We start from the raw sequence: 21,733 nt of genomic DNA, 5'->3' as shown, positions 1-21,733 counted from the left end.
TATAATCCCTTCTGAATTTTATTAAATACCTATGATTAGGTATATTTTAAATAAATATTTATTTATTATTTAGCTTTTGCTTATCAAGACTATTACACGATAAATAAAAATGATTAGTAACTTGTAAATCAGGTTGTTTTAATAGCTAATTTTGCCAAACATCTAATAAATGAACAAAATGAATCGTGCCCTTTTAATGCTGCTATTCTGTATAGGAGTAAATGCACAAGTTTCTCATTACACATATAGTGTAGCTAATTTTCCGTATGTTGCGGTTAACGGAACAAACTCTACTGCCACAGGTATTAATGGGCTTCAGGACAATATTCCTATTGGCTTTACCTTTAATTTTGCTAATGTTGATTATACAACGTTTAGTATTAGTACCAACGGTTATATAAGATTGGGTAAACCTATCACACCGGGAGCAACATCTCGTAATAACAACTTGCGTAATAATGCAAACCAAGGACCCATGCTTGCTCCGTTGTGGGATTACAACAACAGGGGTACGGGTACTATTAGCTACAGGGTTATAGGTGCTCCGCCAAACAGGATGCTTGAGATAGGATGGCATAATGTTAACATAGGATCAGGTGCAGCCAGCGAAACATTTTTTGCTTCTTTTAAAATCAGGCTCTTTGAGTTTACAAACAAAATAGAGTATATATATGGTTCTTCGCTTAATGCTGCCGATGAATTATCTGCTTCTGTGGGTATGGGTGATGAGGCTTCTTTTTTAAGCCTGACACCCGGTATTACTTTTCAGTCTTCTGGTGTAGTATCTAATAATGCAATTGCAGATTTAGAACATTTAGAGGGTAAAAGAATTGTATTTACTCCTCCAGCAGCCTGTACAGGTGCAATAACACTATCTACAGTTACCCCTGCATATATAAATACCTGTTTTGAGGAAGCTCCGAGAAAAATTAAAGCTATCATACAGACTTTAGGTGCTTCTAATATAAAATACCAATGGGAACAGTCGTTTGACCAGACTACATGGACTGAAATAACCGGTGCGGAGGCAACAATATTAGAACCACCTGTTTTTACAGGAGAAAATACTTATTACAGGCTTCGTGCTACCTGCTTAACTACAGGTGATATTACATATTCCGAAATGTCGGAAATTGAGGGGCCTGCTGTGCCTTTAAATCAGGTAAGTAACCTTACGGCTACTACACTTACCCCTTCTACAGTACGTGTAAGATGGAAAAACGGAAGCGGTTACAGAAGATTGGTTATTATGAGCGACACTCCTGATATCACACCTCCTGTAAGTGGATTTGGTTTAGCTGAAAACATACAAAATTCTGTTTACAGCGGATCAGGGCAACAGATTGTGTATGACGGTACTTCTACAAGGGCTGTTATTAACGGCCTTAACTGTGGCCAGGTTTATTATGCCCGTGTTTATGAATTTCAGCGTTGTGGAGACCCCGGCAGCTTTGATTACTACTATAACACGACTCATACTGCAGCTAATATAATCACGTTTTCTCCCGCTCCCGCAAATACGGTTAACTTGCCTGTAGAAAATGATTTCAGTCTTTTTACCGGCAGTAATTTAAGTGCTGCTTACCCGGGGTGGTATGAGGCAGCAATAACAACACTACCCGGTACAGAACCATCTATGATTAATCCGCAGGGAACTGCCTCTACATGGAGAAGTTCTAATGTGTTAGGTATGCCTACTGCCACTACTTTTTTTTCAGCTAATACCGTAAATTCATGGCTGATTTCTCCAAAAATTAATCTTTCGGATGACTCAGTACTTAAATTTAAAATTGCACTTACTGATTACACAAATGCTAACCCGGATCCGTTAGGTATTGCAAATACAGATGATAAACTGAATATTTTGATATCAACTGATGAATGTGGTTCTAACTGGACACCAATATATACTTTCTCTGCAGAGAACACAGATGAAGATTTCCTTACTAATGTACTAACCGATTTTGAACTCGATCTTTCTGAATATACCGGACAGAGTGTACAAATAGCGTTTCAGGCTGTAGATGGGCCTATAGCTAATCCGGCAACTTATGACATTCATATAGGGGCATTATCGGTAGCAACACCTTTAAGCAATACTGAGCCTTCTGAATTGAACACATTAAAATTTTATCCTAATCCGGTAACTGAAGTGCTAACTATCAATAACATTGATGCTATTAACAGTGTAGATGTTATTAATCTTTTAGGCCAGAAAGTCTTTAATGAGCAATATAATACAACAGAAGCCAGGGTAGACTTTTCTTCTTTATCTGAGGGAGTATATATTGTAAATGTAACTTCAGGCGGAAAAAAACAAAGCTTTAAGATTGTACGTAAATAATTAAAGATTAAGCTGTATCAAATTCTTAAACGAATATGTTTGTATTTGATACAGCTTTTTTATTTAGCAGGCAGTATTCGCATACATCGCTAACAATACATTCGCTGTGTTTCGGGTTTTTAGGGCGGCAGGTTTCCCTTCCTAAAAAAGATATTGCCATGCCTGTTTCGCCCCACATGCTTTTCGGCAGTTTTTCCATCATTTGCTTTTCTATTTTATTGGCATCCTTACCGGTTGCTATACCCAGTCGTGGTGCTACTCGAAGCACATGAAGGTCCACAAGTATGCCCTCTGCTTCTGCGCCGCCAACACGCATAATTACGTTAGCCGACTTTCTGCCAATACCTTTAAGTGACGTGAGTTCCTTCATGGTTAGCGGTATGTTTTTATCTTCTTTAATCTCAGAAGCTATTTCCTGTAACCAGCCAATTTTATTATTGTGAAAACGCACTTCGGCAAGGTATTCCGTAAGCTGTTCGGTATTAGCGTTTGAAAGTGCTTTCATATCGGGAAAGCGTTCAAAAAAAGCGGGTGCTACTTTATTGATATGGGCGTCACTATCCTGTGCTGACAGTACAACCATTACCACTGCCTGATATAAATTTTTATAGTGCAGCGGATGTTGCTTACCATTATATTTATCTATAAGCGGCTGCAATGCCTTAGCCCAATCACGTTGTTCTGAAAATAAATCCATAAGCTGTTACTTTTACTGCAAATTACAAAAAAAAACAGCCTTTTCAGGCTGCTTTTACTTTTCTTTAAAATCTACCGAAAGCGAGTTAACGCAATAACGCTGGCCGGTTTCGGTAGGGCCGTCATCAAAAATGTGCCCCAAATGTCCGCCACAATTGGCACATACTATTTCTGTACGCTTCATACCAAAAGAGTTATCCGGGATGTATTCAACCTTACCCGGTAGTGATTCGTCAAAAGAAGGCCATCCGCAACCCGACCTGAATTTTGAGTCGCTGTCAAAAAGTGGCTCACCACAGGCCCCGCAAACATAAGTGCCTTTTTCAAAGTGGAGGTTATATTCACCTGTATGCGGAAATTCGGTTCCTTTTTGCCTTAATATCTTATAACGTTCTGCACCGAGCTGCGCTTTCCATTCTGTTTCCGGTTTTTCTACACTATAACTTTTCATTATGGTTTCTTTTTTGTTGGTATAAATTTAATAGATACTGAGTTAGTGCAATAGCGGTCGCCTGTTGTTTCTTCGGGGCCATCGTCAAACACATGGCCCAGGTGCCCGCCGCAGTTGGCGCACATCACTTCTGTTCGGCTCATGCCATAGCTGTTATCGTGTTCATAAACTACAGAACCTTCTATAGCCTGGTCAAAAGAAGGCCAGCCGCAGTGCGAATCAAATTTTGTATCCGATTTAAATAATGGGTTACCGCATGCGGCACACACATAAACACCATCTTCAAAAAACTTATCATATTCGCCGGTATAGGGGCGTTCTGTGCCTTTATTGCGCAACACATCATACTGTTCAGGTGTTAGTTGTGCACGCCATTCGGCATCCGTTTTGTTTACTTTAAACGCAGCTTCTGCTGCTTCTTTTTCTGCGGGCTGTTCGTTTTTAACTGTTTTTTGTTTTGCAGTCTGTCCCTGGCAAGATACCAGGCAGAAAAGCGTCGCTATTACCAATAAATGTTTCATGTTGCTAAAAAATCTGTTATACGGTTTATTACTTTTTTATCTCCGAGTATTTTTCGGTGTCCCAATCCTGATGTAATAAGCAGCTCTGCATCTTTAAGGTTTTGGTGAATATGGTGCGCAGCGCTTACAGGTACATCAGTATCATCTGTATCATGTATTACCAGCACAGGTACACTAACCTGCTGTGCTGCTATATACGCTGAATAGCTGTTGATGGTTGTACCAAACTTTTTCTCAAAGATCTTTATCATCAGTTTACCGGTTGCAATTTTCATACCTAATTTTCTGATAAAATCATCCATGATATCTTTTATAACATCTCCGCTGCCAATAGTTACAGCTTTCTGTACTTTGAGTCCTTCTTTAATGGCATTAAGTACTGCCATCGCCCCTAAAGAATGTCCTATGGCAAACTCAAAAGGCCCATAATCTTTATTAAGCTGGTGTATAGCTGCAATAAATTCGGTCATGTCACTTTTTTTACTGCCTGATTTTCCGTGTGCAGGGGCATCAAAGCTTATCGTGCTGTAGCCGTTTTTAATTAATTTTTCGGCTATGCTGTGCAATTGTGTCCCGCGGCCGCTCCACCCATGCACCAATAAAACCTTTTTAGTTTCTTCGCCATAGTGGTAAACATGTATGGTTTTGTTTATCGATTTTACCTGAACATTTTCCTGCCTGCTTTTCCTTTCCATCTCCTCCTCACGTTTCGGTAATGTAAATTTTACAGGAGTCACAAAGAGTTTCATGGCAAATTTAGCTGCCAGTTTTGTAGATGTGAGTTCTAATATTTTAGCCGTAACCAGTATTGGCTTCGGAATTTTTAATGTTTCGTGTTGTTTTTTACTCTTTTCTGACATTTTACTAAAACTTTATGTTAAGTTATGGATTAGTAGTTTTTTACCTATATTTAAGAGTCATAAATATAACCTAAAATAATGCCAGATCAACGACGGGTACATATAGAAAATGTACAGCCACAATTAAACAACGGAGAATTTTATATAAAGAGAATTACAGGCCAAAAGGTTACTGTTACAGCAGACATACTTTCGGACGGGCATGATGTAATGCAGGCAGTAGTAAACTACCGCCATGAAAAAGAGCGCAACTGGAAAGAGGTTCGCATGCGCCATGCCGGTAATGATAGCTGGGAGGCTGAATTTACAGTTGAAAAGCAGGGCTTTTACAATTACTGTGTAGAGGGATGGGTAGATTATGCCCTTAACTGGCAGCATGGCACCCTGCGTAAAATACAGGATAATCAAAAGGTAACCTCAGAGCTTTTAGAAGGGGCCGAATATATAGAAGCTATAGTTGACAGAGCCACAGCACAGGAAAAACAATACCTGCTTAAAACGGCAGCTATATTTAAAGATGCTTCAGCTTATGATATGGCCGTTACAGAGGCCATGTCTAACAGGCTGAAAGATATTTTTAAAAAATATCCTGCACGTTTCCTTTCTAATACAACTGCCGAACTGAAAGTTTATGTTGACAGGCAAAAGGCGCTTTTCAGTACATGGTATGAATTTTTCCCGCGTTCCGCTTCGCACGAAGAAGGGAAGCACGGTACATTTAAAGACTGTGAAAAGCTGTTGCCACGCGTAGCTGCAATGGGCTTTGATACACTCTATTTTCCGCCGGTGCATCCCATTGGAGAAGTAAACCGTAAAGGTAAAAATAATGCTACTACCGCACAGCCGGGCGATGTTGGCTCGCCATGGGGTATAGGCTCACAATATGGCGGACACAAAAGCATTCATCCTGAACTGGGCACGCTTGATGACTTTAAACATCTTGTGCAGGAGGCAAAAGCTTTAGGCATAGAAGTTGCAATGGATTTTGCACTACAGGCCGCGCCAGATCATCCGTATGTAAAAGACTTCCCGCAGTGGTTTAAATGGAGGCCGGATGGTACAGTGCAGTATGCAGAGAACCCACCAAAAAAATATCAGGACATACAACCTATTTATTTTGAGTCGGGCGACTGGAAAAACCTTTGGAAGGAACTGCTTGATATTGCCCTGTTTTGGGTAGAGCAGTGCGGCATACGCGTTTTTAGGGTAGATAACCCGCACACCAAGCCTTTCTACTTTTGGGGCTGGCTGATTGCAGAAGTGAAAAAGAAGCACCCTGACGTGCTGTTCCTTTCGGAAGCCTTTACAAGGCCAAAGATAATGCAGCAGCTTGCCAAGCAGGGCTTTACACAGTCGTATACTTACTACACATGGCGCAACACGAAACAGGAACTTACAGAGTATGTAACTGAACTCACAAAAACCGACCAAGGCGAATATTTCCGACCTAACTTTTGGCCCAATACCCCCGATATTAATCCGTTCCCGCTACAGGGTGCTAATGAGGCTACCCATTTGCAAAAATACTTTCTTGCTGCAACACTAAGCAGTAATGTGGGCATATACGGCCCTGTGTTTGAATATATGGTTAGCGATGCCATTCCGGGTAAGGAAGAATATATGGACTCTGAGAAGTATGAAGTGCGCCATTGGGACTGGAATAAAGAAAATAAGATAACGAGGCTAATAAGCAGGATAAATGCCATCCGCAAAGAGCAGGCATCGTTACAGCAAACCAATAACATTGAGTTTTGCGATACGGATAACGACCAGCTTATTGCTTATTATAAGTTTGATGACAGCAGGGAAAATGAAACCCTTATGATAACAAGCCTTGATGCATTTTACAGCAAACAGGGTTGGATAAGGTTGCCTTTACAGGCTTTAGGAATACACGAAGGGCATACGGTAATGGTTACCGATCTGATTACCGGTAACAGCTACCATTGGGATAAAGAGTGGAATTTTGTAGAGCTGCACCCCGCACTGCCGTTCCACCTGTTTAAAATTCAGAAATAATTATGGCTACATCTATACAGGACACTTTTAATGCTCCTTTCGTCTTTAAAGCCGACTGGAAGGAGGCATTTGATGATGCAGAGTTTATCAAGGTTTTTTCATCTGATATACTTGAAAATTATATCCTTAAAAAGCGTTGGTATGGCGGTAAGGCCAGTACTCTTAAATATATAGAGGTTGTAGATTATTTCAAGATAACATCAGAAAAAAATACCTATTACGGTGCCCTGATAGAGGTAAACTATAAAGAAGCTTTTTTACAGCACTATTTTATGCCTGTTGCTTTTATGGCGCAGGAAGAGCTGGATACTAAAACGCTTATAGCCCCGGTTACGCTTAACGGTATAGAAGGCTATCTTGTAGATGCCCTGCACCAGGAAGATTTTCGCAGGCTGGTATTCGAAAATATAATTAATGCCGGTAAGGCTGAAACCGGTAATGTAAAGTTCCATAAAGGAAAGTCGTTAAGAGAAAATAAATATATATCCTCAAGGTTTATGGGGATAGAGCAGAGCAACACCTCTATCATTTATAACGACAACCTGGTGCTTAAGTTCTTCAGGCGTATATATGTAAGTACCAATCCGGATTATGAAATAAGCCGTTTCCTTACCGAGAGGATGAAGTTTAAGCATACCCCTGCTTACAAGGGCAGTATCAACGTGGCTATGGCCGATGATAACATTACCCTTGCCCTGATGCAGGAACTTGTACCCAACCAGGGCGATGCCTGGAAGTACATGCTCGATGCTATAGATGGTGTTTTTGATAATCTTAAAAACAAGAAAATAAAGATTAACAGCCTTCCTGATATAGAGCTGTTTAAAAGCATTACCATAAACCGCATACCACCCGAAATTATAGACTGGGTAGGGCTTAGCTTATTTTTAAAGGTACGTACACTGGCAATACGCACTGCCGAAATGCATATAGCATTGGGTGGCGATACAACAGATACTGCTTTTACCCCAACCACCTACAACGGCGATTATACCGTGTGGCTCAAAAACAGGCTTATATACCAGTTCCAGAACCGGCTAAACACAATAGAGAATAACCTGCATAAGCTCGACGGGCTTGCCCTGGAGCTGGCACACCAGTTTCTCGATAATAAAACACTAATAAGGAAACATTTTCTTGATTTTGACTGGACAAAGCTAAAGAGTGAGCGCATACGCATTCATGGCGATTACCATTTGGGGCAGGTATTGGTTAACGGAGACGATTTTTATATTCTCGATTTTGAAGGCGAGCCGGAGAGCACCATACGCGACCGTAAGGTAAAACAGCCGCCGTTAAAAGATGTGGCGGGGCTGTTCCGTTCGTTTCATTATGCCATTTATGCCACTATATTTAACAATAAAGACAAGTACCCGTATGAGCAGGAAGAGCTTTTTGCCGCCGGAGAGTTGCTGTTTAACTATATGGTAGGCGTATTCTTAGATACATATATAGAAAAAGCCCAGGAAGGGAACCTGAACATAGGTTACAGCAAAGAAATTGCATTTCTGCTTAAATATTGCATACTCGAAAAAGCTGTATATGAATTGGGTTACGAGCTTAACTCGCGCCCGCGCTGGGCTGTTATACCGCTGCGAGGTATTGCCAGTATAATGGGGTATTGATATAAGCTGCAAAAAATGCGAAATAAATAGCATTCCGACTGTGCTCGATGTGACACAAAAGATAAGTTTTGATAAATTTAAAATCAATCATATTATAATATTTAAATTTTACTGCGATGTCAGTTCGGGCACAGTCGAGAACAAAATAAACACAAACACTAAATGAAAACCATAACCCACTCACTTTTTACCGATTTTGATATAGAATTATTTAAAGCAGGCAAGCACTACCGCCTCTATGAAAAATTGGGCGCACACCTTACAGAAGTTGATGGTGTTAGAGGTACTTATTTTGCCGTTTGGGCTCCTGCGGCTAAGGCAGTATCTGTAATAGGCGATTTTAATTATTGGCTGGAAGGGGAGAACCCGCTATTTGTACGTTGGGATGGCTCGGGTATATGGGAAGGCTTTGTGCCGAATGTGGATAAAGGCTCTAAATACAAATACAAGATACAATCGCACCACAACGATATTAAAACCGAAAAGGCCGATCCTTTTGCTTTTTATTGTGAAACGCCGCCCAATACAGCTTCTGTAGTTTGGGATACAAAGCACAAATGGAAAGATGCAAAATGGATGGAAAAGCGTGCAGAGAAAAACAGCCTGCAAAGCCCTTTCTCTGTATATGAAGTGCATTTAGGTTCGTGGAAAAAGAAAGTAGAAGAGAACCGTTCGCTAAGTTATTTAGAGTTGGCTGACGAACTGGTGCAATATGTAAAAGAGATGCAGTTTACCCATGTGGAGTTCATGCCGATTATGGAATATCCGTATGACCCATCGTGGGGGTACCAGCTTGTAGGTTATTTTGCACCGACTTCACGTTTTGGCAAACCGGAAGATTTTATGGTGCTTGTAGATAAGTTTCACCAGGCAGGCATTGGCGTGATACTGGACTGGGTGCCTTCTCATTTTCCTGATGATGCCCACGGCCTTGGCTTTTTTGACGGAACCAACCTTTATGAACACCCCGACAGGCGCAAGGGCTATCATCCCGACTGGAAGAGCCTCATCTTTAATTATGGACGAAATGAGGTGCGCTCGTTTCTCATTAGCACTGCAATATTCTGGCTTGATAAATACCATGCCGATGGCCTTCGGGTAGATGCTGTGGCTTCTATGCTGTATCTTGATTATTCGCGTAAAGATGGCGAATGGGAGCCTAATATTTATGGTGGCAGGGAAAACCTTGAAGCAGTAAGCTTTCTTAAAGAGCTTAACGAAGCCGTATACGGCAGTTTTACAGGTGTACAAACCATTGCCGAGGAAAGTACATCTTTTCCTATGGTATCGCGCCCAACTTATATTGGCGGACTTGGTTTTGGTATGAAGTGGATGATGGGCTGGATGCACGATACGCTCGAATATTTTAAAAAGGAACCTATTTACCGTAGGCACCATCAAAACGACCTTACTTTTAGCATGACCTACGCCTTTACTGAAAATTTTATGCTGCCATTATCTCACGACGAGGTGGTTTATGGAAAGCATTCTATTTTAGGGCGCATGCCGGGTGACGAATGGCAGCGTTTTGCCAACCTAAGGCTGTTGTACAGCTTTATGTTTACACACCCGGGCACCAAGCTCCTCTTTATGGGTGGTGAGTTTGGCCAAAGCGGTGAATGGAATTTTGAACAGAGCCTTGACTGGCACCTGTTGCAACATAATTATCATAACGGCATTAAAAACCTGGTTACAGCGCTTAACAAACTATACAAAAAGCAGCCTGCTTTATATGAAAAGCAATTTGCAGGCGATGGTTTTGAGTGGATAAATTACAGCGACAGCGAAAACTCTGTGATAGCCTATATACGAAAAGGCGAAAATGAGGAAGAAAACCTTATTGTAGCTTGTAATCTTACCCCTGTAATCAGGGAAAATTACAGGATTGGTGTTCCTGTGCAGGGCAAACTGAAAGAGATATTTAATAGTGACGATGCGGCATTTGGTGGCAGTGGCGTAAAAAATAAGACTGTAAAAACTGACCTGATAGCATGGAATCATAAACCTTATTCGGCTGAATTGATATTGCCGCCGCTTGCCACAGTGGTGTTTACAATATCATAGAAATAAAAAAACTGTTTTATAAGCGATTATTTAGCGGTATAAAAACAGCTAATATCCTGCTTATAAAACAGTTTAGAGGAGATGTGGTATATCCTTAAAGGAAGTTGGGCTATTGAAAAATAGAAAGTATTTCTTTTTTTGCTTTACCTAATTTCTTTTCAAGGCCTCCCCACATTTCATCTTCTTTTCCTTCTTCATATGTTAGGTCGTCATCAGTAAGCTCACCATAATTTTGTTTCAGCTTACCTTTCATTTCGTTCCAGCTTCCGCTTATTTCTTCTCTGTTTGGCATCGTCTTTTATTTTTTGATTACAATGTAAAGTTACCAACCGAAATGTAAAATTACTGCCAAAGCCGTACTAAGGTTATCACAAAGTTTATTTGCTGAGCCTGTGCAGGGTATAGGTCATTGCGGTAAGCAGGAAGAAAGCCATTACCTGATGGGCAAGCCCCAGCCATAGCGGTACGCGGTACAGCAGTGTAAGCACACCGAGCAAAAACTGTATAAACACCAGTACTACCAAAGCATTAAGCCCCTTTTGCTGTTGTACGTTAATATTTATTTTTCTTGACCTTATGTATAAAAACACGATGATACCCACTACAAAATAAGCCATTGTACGGTGCACAAACTGAACGCCGCTTTGCCCCTCTGTAAGTGCAAGCCCAACAGTTGGTTTTTCAATAAAAATACTATCATGCATAAACTGGCCTTCACTCATTAAGGGCCAAGTGTTGTGTATAAGGCCCGCATTTAGCCCTGCTACAAAACCACCGTAAATTATCTGGGCAATTAATATGATTAAAGCTATACGTGCAATTTTGCGCAGCGCATAAACAGGTTGTTTGCGTTCAGGATATACTAAGTCAAGCGCTACCCAAAGGGTATAGGCAAACGTTACAAATGCGAATGTAAGGTGCAGTGCCAGCCTGAAATGGCTAACATCGGGGTTATCTACCAGGCCGCTTTTAACCATAAACCACCCGAAGAAACCCTGTAATGCACCCATGCCTAAAAGAATCAGGCACTTTCCTATTGTAGCTTTGTCGAGTTTTTTACGGACAAGAAAATATAAGAAAGGTATAATAAAAACAATACCGATAACCCTGCCTATAAAACGGTGAAACCATTCCCAGAAATAGATGAACTTATAATCATCGAGTGTAAAATCGTTATGTACATTGATTTTCTGGTACTCCGGAAACTTTTTATATTCTTCAAAAGCTTCCTGCCATTTATCCTCGCTCATCGGCGGAAAAGTGTCCGTTACAAGATGCCAGTCGGTCATCGAGAGCCCGGAGTTGGTAAGCCTTGTTATACCACCCACTACTACCATTATGAATACCAGCACACACCCGGCCAGTAGCCATGTAATTACAGCTTTATTGCGTTTCATAATTATAACTATTGTTGTTTAGTCAATCCCATTTTAGAGGCACGTGCCATCATAAAGTCATGGGCTGCCTGGTATTCGTTGGGTATTTCACCTTCCAGTATGGCTTCTTTGATGGCTTCCTTAAGTACGCCTATTTCGCGTGAGGGCTTCAGGTTAAAGATTTCCATAATCTCTTCACCGCTAATGGGCGGCTGGAAGTTACGGACGTGGTCGCGTTCTTCAACCTCAACAATTTTTTGGCGTACTATCTTAAAATTCTTATGGTACTTTTTATATTTATTCGGGTTCTTGGTTGTTATATCAGCTTCGCACAACGTCATAAGGCTTTCCACATCATCCCCTGCATCAAAAATAAGCCTGCGCACGGCAGAGTCGGTAACAATGTCCTGAGCCAGCACAATAGGGCGGGAGCTTAGCATTACCATTTTAGATACAAACTTCATTTTGTGGTTAAGCGGCATGTGCAGCCTTTCAAAAAGGCGCTTTACCATTTTACCGCCTAAAAACTCATGCCCGTGAAATGTCCAGCCTACCTTTTTACTGAATTTTTTTGTAGGCGCTTTGCCAATATCGTGCAGCAGTGCTGCCCATCTTAGCCATACATCATCTGTATTGGGCGCAATGTTATCTACCACCTCAAGGGTATGGTAAAAATTATCTTTATGGGTTTGGCCTTCAACCTCCTCAACACCTTGCAGGGCAGTAAGCTCCGGCAGGATTATGTGCAGCAAACCTGTTTGGTGCAGCAGCTTAAACCCTACAGAGGGTACATCTGCCATTAGTATCTTGTTAAGCTCATCTACTATGCGCTCGCCTGATATAATGTTGATGCGCTCTTTATTACGGCTTATTGCCTGTAACGACTTTTCTTCTATATCAAAGTTTAACTGTGTGGCAAAACGTATGGCACGCATCATCCGCAAGGGGTCATCACTGTAGGTAATATCAGCGTCAAGAGGTGTACGGATTACTTTATTCTCAAGGTCAGCCACCCCGTCAAAAGGGTCTATCAGCGCACCAAAATCTTTTTCATTAAGCGATAGTGCAAGGGCGTTTATTGTAAAATCGCGCCGGTTTTGGTCGTCTTCAAGAGTGCCGGTCTCCACGTGTGGTTTGCGGCTCTCCCATTGATACGATTCTTTGCGAGCACCTACAAACTCAAGGTCGGTATATTCGCCATTGTTGTCTTCATACCGCAGCATGGCGGTTCCGTAGTTTTTAAAAACCTGTATTTTCGGATTGCCTGGCAGCAATGCAGCTACAGCCTTTGCAAGTGCTATACCGCTGCCAACAGCCACTACATCTATATCTTTTTTTAATCCCCGTTGCAGTAAAAAATCGCGTACATAGCCGCCAATTACATAACACTCTGTATTTATTTGGGCAGCAGCTTTAGATATTATACCGAAAACCGGGTTATTCAGGGCTTCTTTATATGAAGTTTCATCTTTCATTAAGGGCGGATAACTTTTACCTGTAAATTATTGCCGATCTTGATTATACTTGATGGTTTGGCGGCAATTTTATCGTGATGCAAATTTACGATATAGTCTACTCCATCCAAAATATGATGGTCTATTTCTTTAAAAGAATTTGGTGTAGGAATGCCGCTTACATTAGCCGATGTAGATACAAGCGGTTTTTTCATGCGCTCCATCAGTTTGTAACAGAAAGGCTCAGTAACAAGCCTTACACCAAGTGTGTTGTCTTCGGCAATAAGGTTAGGTGCTACATTTTTGGGTTTATCCAGCACCAGCGTTGTGGGTTTATCGGTAACTTCTATAATCTGCCAGGCAACCTCGGGTATCTCGCTAAACACATTATACAGCATCCTGTCACTGTTTACCAGTACAATCATACTCTTGCTTTCTTCCCGCTGTTTCAGGGCATAAATTTTCTTTACTGCATCGGGGTTTGTGGCGTCGCAGCCAATGCCCCAAACGGTATCTGTAGGGTAAAGTATAATACCACCGTTTTTTATTACCTCAAACGCATTATGTACTTCTGTATTTATATCCTGTGTGCTCATTTTTATTTAAAATTGTTTAAAGCTGCCGTTATATGTTTTACTTCTTCATCAGTTAGTACCGGGCTAATAGGCAGGCTCAGCACTTCGTTATGTATTGTTTCAGTAATAGGTAAATTAAGCTCATTCATTTCTTTGTAAGCCTCCTGCCTGTGCGGGGGTATAGGGTAGTGTATAAGCGTTTGTATGCCATTGTCGGTAAGGTATTTTTGCAGCCTGTCGCGCTCTTTGCACCTTATAACGTATAAATGCCACACATGGCTGTTTTCATCCTCCGGTACTTTAGGCAGGATTATCGCGGAGTCTTTTATATTTTGTGTATAGTAGCGGGCAATTTCCCTGCGCCTTTGGTTTTCATTATCCAGATAGGGCAGCTTTATGTTTAGCACTGCCGCCTGTATTTCATCAAGACGGGAGTTGAGCCCTTTGTACTGATTGACATACTTTTGATGAGAGCCGTAATTGGCAAGCGCCCTGATTGTTTTTGCCAGTTCATCATCATTGGTGGTCACAGCTCCTGCATCGCCAATTGCGCCTAGATTTTTACCCGGGTAAAAACTGAACCCTGCAGCATCTCCTAAATTTCCTGTTTTAATCCCATTCCATTGCGCACCTATTGCCTGCGCGTTATCTTCAATAATTTTAAGGTTATGCTTTTCAGCGATAGCCTTTAGCTTTTCCGAAAATACCGCCTGCCCGTAGAGGTGCACTATCATAATTCCTTTTGTTCGGGATGTAATATTTTCTTCAATAAGGCCGATGCTAATATTAAAAGTATCAGCATCCGGCTCTATCAGTATAGGCACAATGTTGTTGTCTGTAATTGCGAGTATTGAAGCTATATAGGTATTTGCAGGTACAATAATTTCATCACCATGCTGCATTACACCAAGTTCTGTATACGCTTTAATAATCAGGCGCAGGGCATCAAGCCCGTTTGCGGTGCCTATGGCGTGTTTGGCGCCTGTGTAGTTGCAAAGGCTGTCTTCGAACTGCTTTACCTGTCCGCCAAAAAGGTACCATCCGCTCCTGAAGGTTTCCAGCAGCCGCTTTTCTATTTCTTCCTGATGAAGAAGGTTAACTTTTTGGAGGTCGAGAAATTTTATCATAAAGCAGGTATATACTGCAAAAATATTGAACTTTTATAACAGCAGCGCTATTAACGGATTAAAATAAAATTAGGTACATTTGCCCTAATATTTCAGCATTATGAGGTTAATTCAGGTTACTGCATCTAAAGGATGGCGCGGGCATGAGCAGAAAATTATTTATTTATATGAAGCATTCCGCGACTTTGGCTATGTAGAAGACCAATGGATAGTTTGCGTTAAAGATTCTGAAGTGCATAAGGCTGCCACCAGCAGGAATATGCAGGTTATAGCGCTTGATTATAAAGGAGAGTACAGCCTTGAATTTGCCAAAAGCCTTAAAAAGATTGCCGACGAGAAAAAGGCAGATATATTATTTATACACAACAGCCAGTCGCACACGTTAAGTGTGCTTTCTTCTTTAGTATATGGCTTAAAAATACCGATGGTGTTATGCCGTACCATGATACGCCGGGTTGACAGTAACTTTTTGCGTAAATGGAAATATAACTACAAAGGGATAAAAAAGATTATTTGTGTATCGCACCCCGTTGTAGATGTATTAAAATATGCCGTTAAAGACCACAGCAGGCTTTGTGTGGTGGGCAGTGTTACCGATATTCATAAATTTAAATATGCCGATACCGGCATATTACATAAAGAGTTTAATATACCGGAAGGACATTTGTTGATAGGTAATATTGCTGCATTTACCCCCATGAAAGACCTGCACACATGGGTGCGTACCGCTGCTGAACTGCACAAGCGCAACTTTAAAGCAAAGTATATAATAATTGGCGATGGCCCGCAGGAAGAAGAAGTTAAGGTGCTTGCACGCGAATTAGGCGTTGAAAGCGAAATAATTTTTGCAGGATTCAGGAAAGATATACCGAAGGTACTGCCTGAATTTGACCTGTTTTTATTTACCAGCAACAACGAGCCAACGGGCGGCGTACTGCTGGAGGCTTATGCCTGCCGAATACCCATAGTTGCTGCCAATGCCGGAGGGATACCCGAAGTGGTAAAAGATGGTATAACAGGACTTATGGCGCAAGTGGGCAATCCGGTAGATTTTGCCGACAAAGTAGAACAACTTACTGCAGATAAGAACCTGCAACAGCAACTTACCGAAAACGGTTATGAGTTTTTAAAGGCTAACTTTACAAAAGAGGTAATTGCCAAAAAAATGTTTGACGAACTTAATGAGGTACTTGTAAAATATGGCACAAAGCAATAAGGATAAGCGCATACTTTTTATAACTTATGACCTTAGCGGTTACTATGACAGTATTTTTGCAGAGTTGCAAAACCGTTACGGGCAGGTAGATTATTTTAATACTATTAATTATTCTTACCGCTATAAAAATGTATGGCAACGCCTTAAAGCGTTTTTTTACAAAGTTTTTTATAAAACAAAGCTGAAAAATTTCTATAAGTATGAGCCGCTGATAGGTGAGGTGTCTAAAAATAAATATGATATTACACTTGTTATAAGGCCAGATGTGTTTGTTGATGGCCATCTTAATATATTACGCAAAATATCAGATAAATTTATAGCTTACTACCACGATTCTATAAACAATATACCCCGCAAAAAAGATGTCCTTCATTTTTTTGATGAAATATATTCTTATGAAAAACGTGATGCAGATACTTATAAGTTAAAGTTTATCCCAAACTTTATGTACTATGAGCCTGAGGGTAGTAACCCAGAGCCTGAAACAGATGCATTCTCAGTAATGTCGGATGATTACAGGGTAAAGGTTTTGCAAAAATTAGGTAAAGTACTTACAGATACAGGTTATAGCTACCGCTTTTATGTAAAGAAGGATAATGCGGAAACAAATCCTTACATTACTTACATACAGAAACGTATTAACAATGAAGGGGTTTTGCAGCACATAAAGCAATCACGTATTATTGTAGATGTGCACAAATTTGGTATTCAGGACGGGCTTACTTTCCGTGTATTCGAAGCAATGGCTTTCCAAAAAAAGCTTATTACTACCAATACCGATATTAAAAATTATGATTTTTACAATCCGTCAAACATTTATGTTATAGAAGACGCTGATAACATTAGCATACCGGAAGGATTTATAGAAACACCTTACCAGCCATTACCCCAAGAAATTTATAACCGTTACACGGTGAGCCACTGGGTAGATATGGTGGCAGGGGATAATTACAATTCAGTTGAGGAGAAAAAATACAGGAACATCAAGTAGCGTTATCAGCTACTTTATTCTGTATATACCCAATGCCTTCTTAAGCATCTTGTTGAACAGCACCCAGTTTACATACAAACCGTTTTTAAAGCTTGTCCATGCCCATTTACTGTGTGGCAGTATATTAGCATCAATATTGCTTTGCATTTGTGCAGATACTATAAAATCCTGCTTTACATCTTCCCACTTAATATTGCCATAGCCGTCAAACTCATTCACCTTGTTCTTTTCGTGAATAATGCTCATCCATAATCTTTTATGTGTTACCTGTGTAATGCGGGTTTCTTTTTTCCAAAGGTTATGATCATTAAACCACACGGTCTTCGGGTTGTCATTCTTTTCAATAAGGCTAATAAAGGGGTTAAAAATGTGTTCTTTTTTACCCAGCATAACTACGGGCTTAATTTGCAGGGAGTAACCTTTAATAACATCAATAGCTCTGTACTCCTGTTTGTTGAACTGCTTTTGCACTTCGGCGATAAAGTCTTTATGTATGCAGTCGTCATTATCAATTCGTGAAGTAATTAGGTAGGGCTGCCCCTTTGTTTCGGCTGTTATAAGTTTTTGTATTTCCGTGTAAAAAGCAGGCATACCTTCAATATAAAACACGCGGATGTTTTGGTGTCCCTCAATAAGATTTTCTATCCTGCTGCGGTAGGCCGGGGGAGTGGTAACATCAAAATAAATAAGCCAGGTAAAATTGGTGCTTGTTTGCGCCGTTACCGATGGCAGGCAAAAATTCTCAAACAGCCACAGCCTGTGCTCCAGCCACTCATCTGTAAGCAGGGTTTCATTGTTTTTAGTAACATCCCATTTAGGGTTTTTCAGGTTAAAGCGGGTTATGAGGTAATGGCTGAACATTTGAGCGGTTTTGCTATTTTCGGTAAAAATAATGCAATTATTTGAAGTCTAAAATGCAAATGGTTACTTTTGCCTAAAATGGAGTTGCCGATGAACAAAGTAATCCATCCGGGTTTTAAGGGCAATGCTGACGAGCTAACCCGCATTATAGATAACTTTTCCAGCACAGGTACTATGTTTGCTGATGGCAGGCGTAATAAAATAAAAATATTTCCGCTTGGTTCCGGTACGGTAAACGTTAAGTCTTTCAAGATACCCAATATAATCAACAAAATTGTTTACCGGTTTTTCCGTAAATCAAAGGCAAGGCGTTCTTACGAGTTTGCAAACAGGCTTCTTCAGGAAGGCATAGGCACACCGCAGCCCATTGCTTATTTTGAGAATACCACTGCATTTTCATTTCAGGACAGTTATTACATCAGTGAGCAGTTGAGCCCTGATCTTACTTTCAGGCAGCTTATAGAAATACCCGATTATCCTGAGCATGAAATTATACTGCGCCAGTTTACCCGGTTTACTTTTAAGCTGCACGAAAAGGGCATAGCATTTCAGGACCACACGCCAGGCAATACTCTGATTAAAAAAGCAGGGCCACAGCAGTATGAATTCTTTTTGGTTGACCTTAACCGAATGAATTTTCATGACAGCATGAACCTGCAGCAACGCATAGTAAACATGGCAAAGCTTACCCCCGAAGACCATCTGATAAAAGTAATGTGCGATGAATATGCCAAACTGTATAACAAAAGTTATGATGAGGTTTACAAGCTAATGGTTAAATACACGCAGTATTTCTCGAACAGGTTTCACCGCAAAAGGGCCATCAAGCGAAAGCTGGGATTGCGTAAAAAATAAATGTAGTACCTTTGCATGCCGTAAAGCGGATAATTTAAACGGACTTTTTTTATGAAGATATCAGTAATAGTAAGCACATATAATGCAGAAAAATGGCTCGAAAAAGTACTTATAGGTTACAGTGTGCAAACCTATAAAGATTTTGAGCTTATTATTGCTGATGATGGTTCGCGTGCTTCTACAAAAGAACTGATTGACCGTTATGCCGAAAATTACCCGGTACCGTTGCGCCACCTTTGGCATGAAGATAAAGGCTACCGCAGGCAGGAAATACTGAATATAGCCATTGTAGAAGCCGCGAACGAATATATAATAATGACAGATGGCGACTGCATTCCGAGGGAGGACTTTGTAGCAGTGCATGCTAAATTTGCCGAAAAAGGCAGGTTCCTTTCAGGTGGTTACTGCAAACTCCCTATGAGTACAAGCACGGTTATTACTAAAGAAGATATAGAAAGCCAACGCTGTTTTGATGTGAACTGGCTTAAAAAGCAGGATAAGCTGGGCTTTTCTCAAACCATGAAGCTCTCTGCAGGGCCTGTACTGGCTACGGTATTAGATAATATTACTACCACAACGCCTTCATTTAATAACTGTAACTCATCCGGTTTTAAAGAAGATATGATTGCCATAAACGGTTATGATGAGCGCATGAAATATGGCGGACCCGACAGGGAGTTTGGCGAGCGCTTAGAGAACTTTGGCGTTAAAGGCAAGCAAATAAGGCATAAAGCCGTTTGTTTGCACCTTGACCACGCAAGGGGCTATAAAACCCCTGAATCGCTTGCAGCTAACCTTGCCATACGCAAAGAGGTTAAGGAAAAGAAAATTAAATGGACTCCCTACGGAATTGTAAAGGAGCCCGGCCTTCCGCCTGTTTCGTAATATGGTTTAAAAACGATTTTAAATCGTCTTCAAACAAATTAAGCTTTAGCTTAGGATATAACTCCAGAGATTTCTCTTTAAATTCTTTTGGGTGTTTGGCTCCGTAAATTTCAGGATAATAATCCTGCAAGTGTACAGCTATATGCTCACCGGTTTGTGTGAGCATGTTCCACGAGTTTTTATTTATCCACGGTGAGAAAATTGTAAATGTAGGTACTCCAAGCGCTTTTGCCATATTAATAGCTCCGCCTTCATTGCCTATAAGCGCCGAACACTGCGACAATATTCCTAAAAAGTCCCTAAGCCCTTTAACGTAAAAGTCAAACAATATTTTTTCGCGTGCCTGCTTAGTGCACAAATTGTATATCTCTTTCGCCTTCTCAACCTGCGATGGCAGGTAATTAAAAAGCAATGTAGCATCAATAGTGGCGGCAATAAAGCTGATGATATTTGCCATTTCCTGCGCAGGCAGGCTCTTTATATCGTCGCTGCCCAATACACTTATCATTATAACCGGCTTATAGTCATCTGTTTTTTCTGCCATATAGGCTGCAGCCACTGCCTGTTCCTGTTCTGTCAGGTATATTTTAGGATATTCAATAACGTGTTTTGTGCCTGTAGCTGCTTCTGCCAGCTGCATCCGGTGGTATAACGCCGAACCTGATACGGTTTTATCAGGTTCCACAGTTTTATTATAAAAGAAAGAAGTGTACCACTTTTTATAGCCTATTTTGGTTTTAGCTCCCGAGAAAGAGGTAATTATTCCGCTTTCCCACTTTCCGTAGGCATCAATAACCACATCATATCCGGTTTTGCGTATCCCTTTTAAAAAACTGAAAAATGCACGTTTGCTTTCGCGGTAACGGTCTTCAAAGGGTATAATCCTGTTTATATAAGGATTGTTTTCTACAACAGGAGTTGTAAATGTATTTACAAGGTAGTCAATACGCGAACACGGGTATTCTTCTTTCAGCATTTTGCAAATACTGCTGCTTGCCAGCACATCCCCAATCATTTTTTGCTGTATTACCAGTATCTTCCTGCAATTGCGGTTCATTTCGCGCAGGTAAACATACCGCATATAAACATGGTAGCCTAAAATCCGTGCAATCTCAAAGCCCTGTCTGCCATTTATAAACCCGAACTTTAACACATAGTACTTAAAGAACCGGAAAGCCGGCCTTACCGTGAAATGAAACACATTTGTGGTAATACCTTCATTATAAAACTCTTTGGCTTTTAGCTTGGAGTATTGCAGCCTTTTCTGGAGAAAATCTTCTTTATTGATAAAAGAGTAATGCTCTATAGCATACTTAAGCACGCGGCTTTTACCGTTTATGGTAAGCTTTTCATGCACCAGCTTATCAGAATAGCGGCATCTTGACTTGCGGAATATACGGGCTGTACGGTCTTCGTTAAAGTTATTGTTTACCAGTGGCTTGCCCTGGTAGTAAAAGATACGTTTTACCCAAAGCGCAACTTCTTCCGGATTGCTGTTAACAACATCTGTTATTTCTTTAATGCCTTTTGGTGTTATCCTTTCATCGGCATCAAAAAAAGCAACCCAGTCGTGTGTGGCAAGATCTAATGTATAGTTACGCTGTGATGAGAAATCATCAAAAACGCGCTGGTAAAAGCGCACATGAGGAAATTCCTCCTGTATAATAGCAGGAGTCATGTCGGTACTAAAAGAGTCCACCACTACAATTTCGTCGGCAAACGACATGTTTTGCAGGTACTCCCTTATGTTGTGCTCTTCATTAAAAACAATGGCAAGCGCAGATATTTTAGTTTGGTTTCCGCTCATTATCAG

General features: G+C 40.7%; 19 protein-coding genes. 8 read left to right on the top strand and 11 right to left on the bottom strand.

Annotated features, from left to right (window positions below; genetic code table 11):
* Positions 1-169: 169 nt before the first annotated feature.
* Entirely contained in the window at positions 170-2,344 is a 2,175-nt protein-coding gene (locus Q0K96_RS02445) for a T9SS type A sorting domain-containing protein (protein ID WP_297332422.1), read from the top strand.
* Between the two features lie 25 nt (positions 2,345-2,369).
* Here the strand turns inward: Q0K96_RS02445 and nth are convergent, their stop codons facing one another.
* The 4 genes from nth to Q0K96_RS02425 are packed head-to-tail and all read right to left on the bottom strand — an operon-like array spanning position 2,370 to position 4,872.
* Positions 2,370-3,041 carry an endonuclease III gene (gene nth, locus Q0K96_RS02440; RefSeq protein ID WP_297332421.1) on the bottom strand — a complete coding sequence of 224 codons (672 nt, stop codon included), beginning with the start codon at positions 3,039-3,041 and terminating at the stop codon, positions 2,370-2,372.
* Positions 3,042-3,095: 54 nt separating this feature from the next.
* On the bottom strand, positions 3,096-3,491 hold the full coding sequence (gene msrB, locus Q0K96_RS02435) for a peptide-methionine (R)-S-oxide reductase MsrB (RefSeq protein WP_297332420.1): 396 nt from the start codon (positions 3,489-3,491) through the stop codon (positions 3,096-3,098).
* Positions 3,491-4,012: a peptide-methionine (R)-S-oxide reductase MsrB gene (gene msrB, locus Q0K96_RS02430; RefSeq protein ID WP_297332419.1), complete on the bottom strand. Its 522-nt coding sequence runs from the start codon at positions 4,010-4,012 to the stop codon at positions 3,491-3,493. Before msrB (Q0K96_RS02430) ends, msrB (Q0K96_RS02435) begins: the two co-directional genes overlap by 1 nt.
* Complete coding sequence (locus tag Q0K96_RS02425; protein ID WP_297332418.1) at positions 4,009-4,872, bottom strand: alpha/beta hydrolase; 864 nt, start codon at positions 4,870-4,872, stop codon at positions 4,009-4,011. The genes msrB (Q0K96_RS02430) and Q0K96_RS02425 overlap by 4 nt, the downstream gene beginning before the upstream one ends.
* A 78-nt stretch (positions 4,873-4,950) precedes the next feature.
* On the opposite strand from Q0K96_RS02425, the gene Q0K96_RS02420 reads away from it, so the two are divergent.
* The 3 genes from Q0K96_RS02420 (at position 4,951) to glgB (ending at position 10,580) form a co-directional block, all read left to right on the top strand.
* Complete coding sequence (locus Q0K96_RS02420; protein ID WP_297332417.1) at positions 4,951-6,891, top strand: alpha-1,4-glucan--maltose-1-phosphate maltosyltransferase; 1,941 nt, start codon at positions 4,951-4,953, stop codon at positions 6,889-6,891.
* A gap of 2 nt (positions 6,892-6,893) precedes the next feature.
* A complete protein-coding gene (locus Q0K96_RS02415) occupies positions 6,894-8,516 on the top strand; it encodes a trehalose synthase (RefSeq protein ID WP_297332416.1) in 1,623 nt (540 codons plus the stop codon).
* 162 nt (positions 8,517-8,678) lie between these two features.
* Entirely contained in the window at positions 8,679-10,580 is a 1,902-nt protein-coding gene (glgB, locus tag Q0K96_RS02410) for a 1,4-alpha-glucan branching protein GlgB (RefSeq protein WP_297332415.1), read from the top strand.
* Positions 10,581-10,689: 109 nt separating this feature from the next.
* Here the strand turns inward: glgB and Q0K96_RS02405 are convergent, their stop codons facing one another.
* The 5 genes from Q0K96_RS02405 to Q0K96_RS02385 form a co-directional block, all read right to left on the bottom strand.
* Positions 10,690-10,872: a CsbD family protein gene (locus tag Q0K96_RS02405; protein ID WP_297332414.1), complete on the bottom strand. Its 183-nt coding sequence runs from the start codon at positions 10,870-10,872 to the stop codon at positions 10,690-10,692.
* Between the two features lie 85 nt (positions 10,873-10,957).
* Complete coding sequence (locus Q0K96_RS02400; protein WP_297332423.1) at positions 10,958-11,980, bottom strand: COX15/CtaA family protein; 1,023 nt, start codon at positions 11,978-11,980, stop codon at positions 10,958-10,960.
* 5 nt (positions 11,981-11,985) lie between these two features.
* Complete coding sequence (locus Q0K96_RS02395) at positions 11,986-13,431, bottom strand: HD domain-containing protein (protein WP_297332413.1); 1,446 nt, start codon at positions 13,429-13,431, stop codon at positions 11,986-11,988.
* Positions 13,431-14,006: an L-threonylcarbamoyladenylate synthase gene (locus Q0K96_RS02390; RefSeq protein WP_297332412.1), complete on the bottom strand. Its 576-nt coding sequence runs from the start codon at positions 14,004-14,006 to the stop codon at positions 13,431-13,433. Before Q0K96_RS02390 ends, Q0K96_RS02395 begins: the two co-directional genes overlap by 1 nt.
* Positions 14,007-14,008: 2 nt before the next feature.
* A complete protein-coding gene (locus Q0K96_RS02385; protein ID WP_297332411.1) occupies positions 14,009-15,112 on the bottom strand; it encodes a DegT/DnrJ/EryC1/StrS family aminotransferase in 1,104 nt (367 codons plus the stop codon).
* A 100-nt stretch (positions 15,113-15,212) separates the two neighbouring features.
* On the opposite strand from Q0K96_RS02385, the gene Q0K96_RS02380 reads away from it, so the two are divergent.
* A complete protein-coding gene (locus Q0K96_RS02380; RefSeq protein WP_297332410.1) occupies positions 15,213-16,328 on the top strand; it encodes a glycosyltransferase family 4 protein in 1,116 nt (371 codons plus the stop codon).
* The gene (locus Q0K96_RS02375; RefSeq protein ID WP_297332409.1) at positions 16,312-17,319 is read left to right on the top strand and encodes a hypothetical protein; all 1,008 of its coding nucleotides are present in this window, start codon (positions 16,312-16,314) and stop codon (positions 17,317-17,319) included. Before Q0K96_RS02380 ends, Q0K96_RS02375 begins: the two co-directional genes overlap by 17 nt.
* Before the next feature lie 9 nt (positions 17,320-17,328).
* Here Q0K96_RS02375 and Q0K96_RS02370 read toward each other — a convergent pair whose 3' ends face one another.
* Positions 17,329-18,180, bottom strand: a complete 852-nt coding sequence (locus Q0K96_RS02370) for a glycosyltransferase (RefSeq protein ID WP_297332408.1) — start codon at positions 18,178-18,180, stop codon at positions 17,329-17,331.
* Positions 18,181-18,270: 90 nt separating this feature from the next.
* Here Q0K96_RS02370 and Q0K96_RS02365 point away from each other — a divergent pair, with 90 nt between their 5' ends.
* Together Q0K96_RS02365 and Q0K96_RS02360 are read left to right on the top strand one after the other, a co-directional pair.
* Positions 18,271-19,035: a lipopolysaccharide kinase InaA family protein gene (locus Q0K96_RS02365; protein ID WP_297332407.1), complete on the top strand. Its 765-nt coding sequence runs from the start codon at positions 18,271-18,273 to the stop codon at positions 19,033-19,035.
* Positions 19,036-19,086: 51 nt separating this feature from the next.
* A complete protein-coding gene (locus Q0K96_RS02360) occupies positions 19,087-19,920 on the top strand; it encodes a glycosyltransferase family 2 protein (RefSeq protein WP_297332406.1) in 834 nt (277 codons plus the stop codon).
* Here the strand turns inward: Q0K96_RS02360 and Q0K96_RS02355 are convergent.
* Positions 19,865-21,727 (bottom strand): glycosyltransferase, encoded by a 1,863-nt coding sequence (locus Q0K96_RS02355; protein ID WP_297332405.1) that lies wholly within the window; start codon positions 21,725-21,727, stop codon positions 19,865-19,867. The two genes, Q0K96_RS02360 and Q0K96_RS02355, sit on opposite strands and share 56 nt — an antisense overlap.
* Between the last annotated feature and the right edge of the window lie 6 nt (positions 21,728-21,733).

Origin of the sequence: Flavobacterium sp., assembly GCF_024305175.1 — a bacterium.
Classification (GTDB): Bacteria; Bacteroidota; Bacteroidia; order Flavobacteriales; family Flavobacteriaceae; genus Flavobacterium.
The sequence above is the reverse complement of the archived record's forward strand: the minus strand, read 5'-3'. Positions and strand labels throughout refer to the sequence as shown.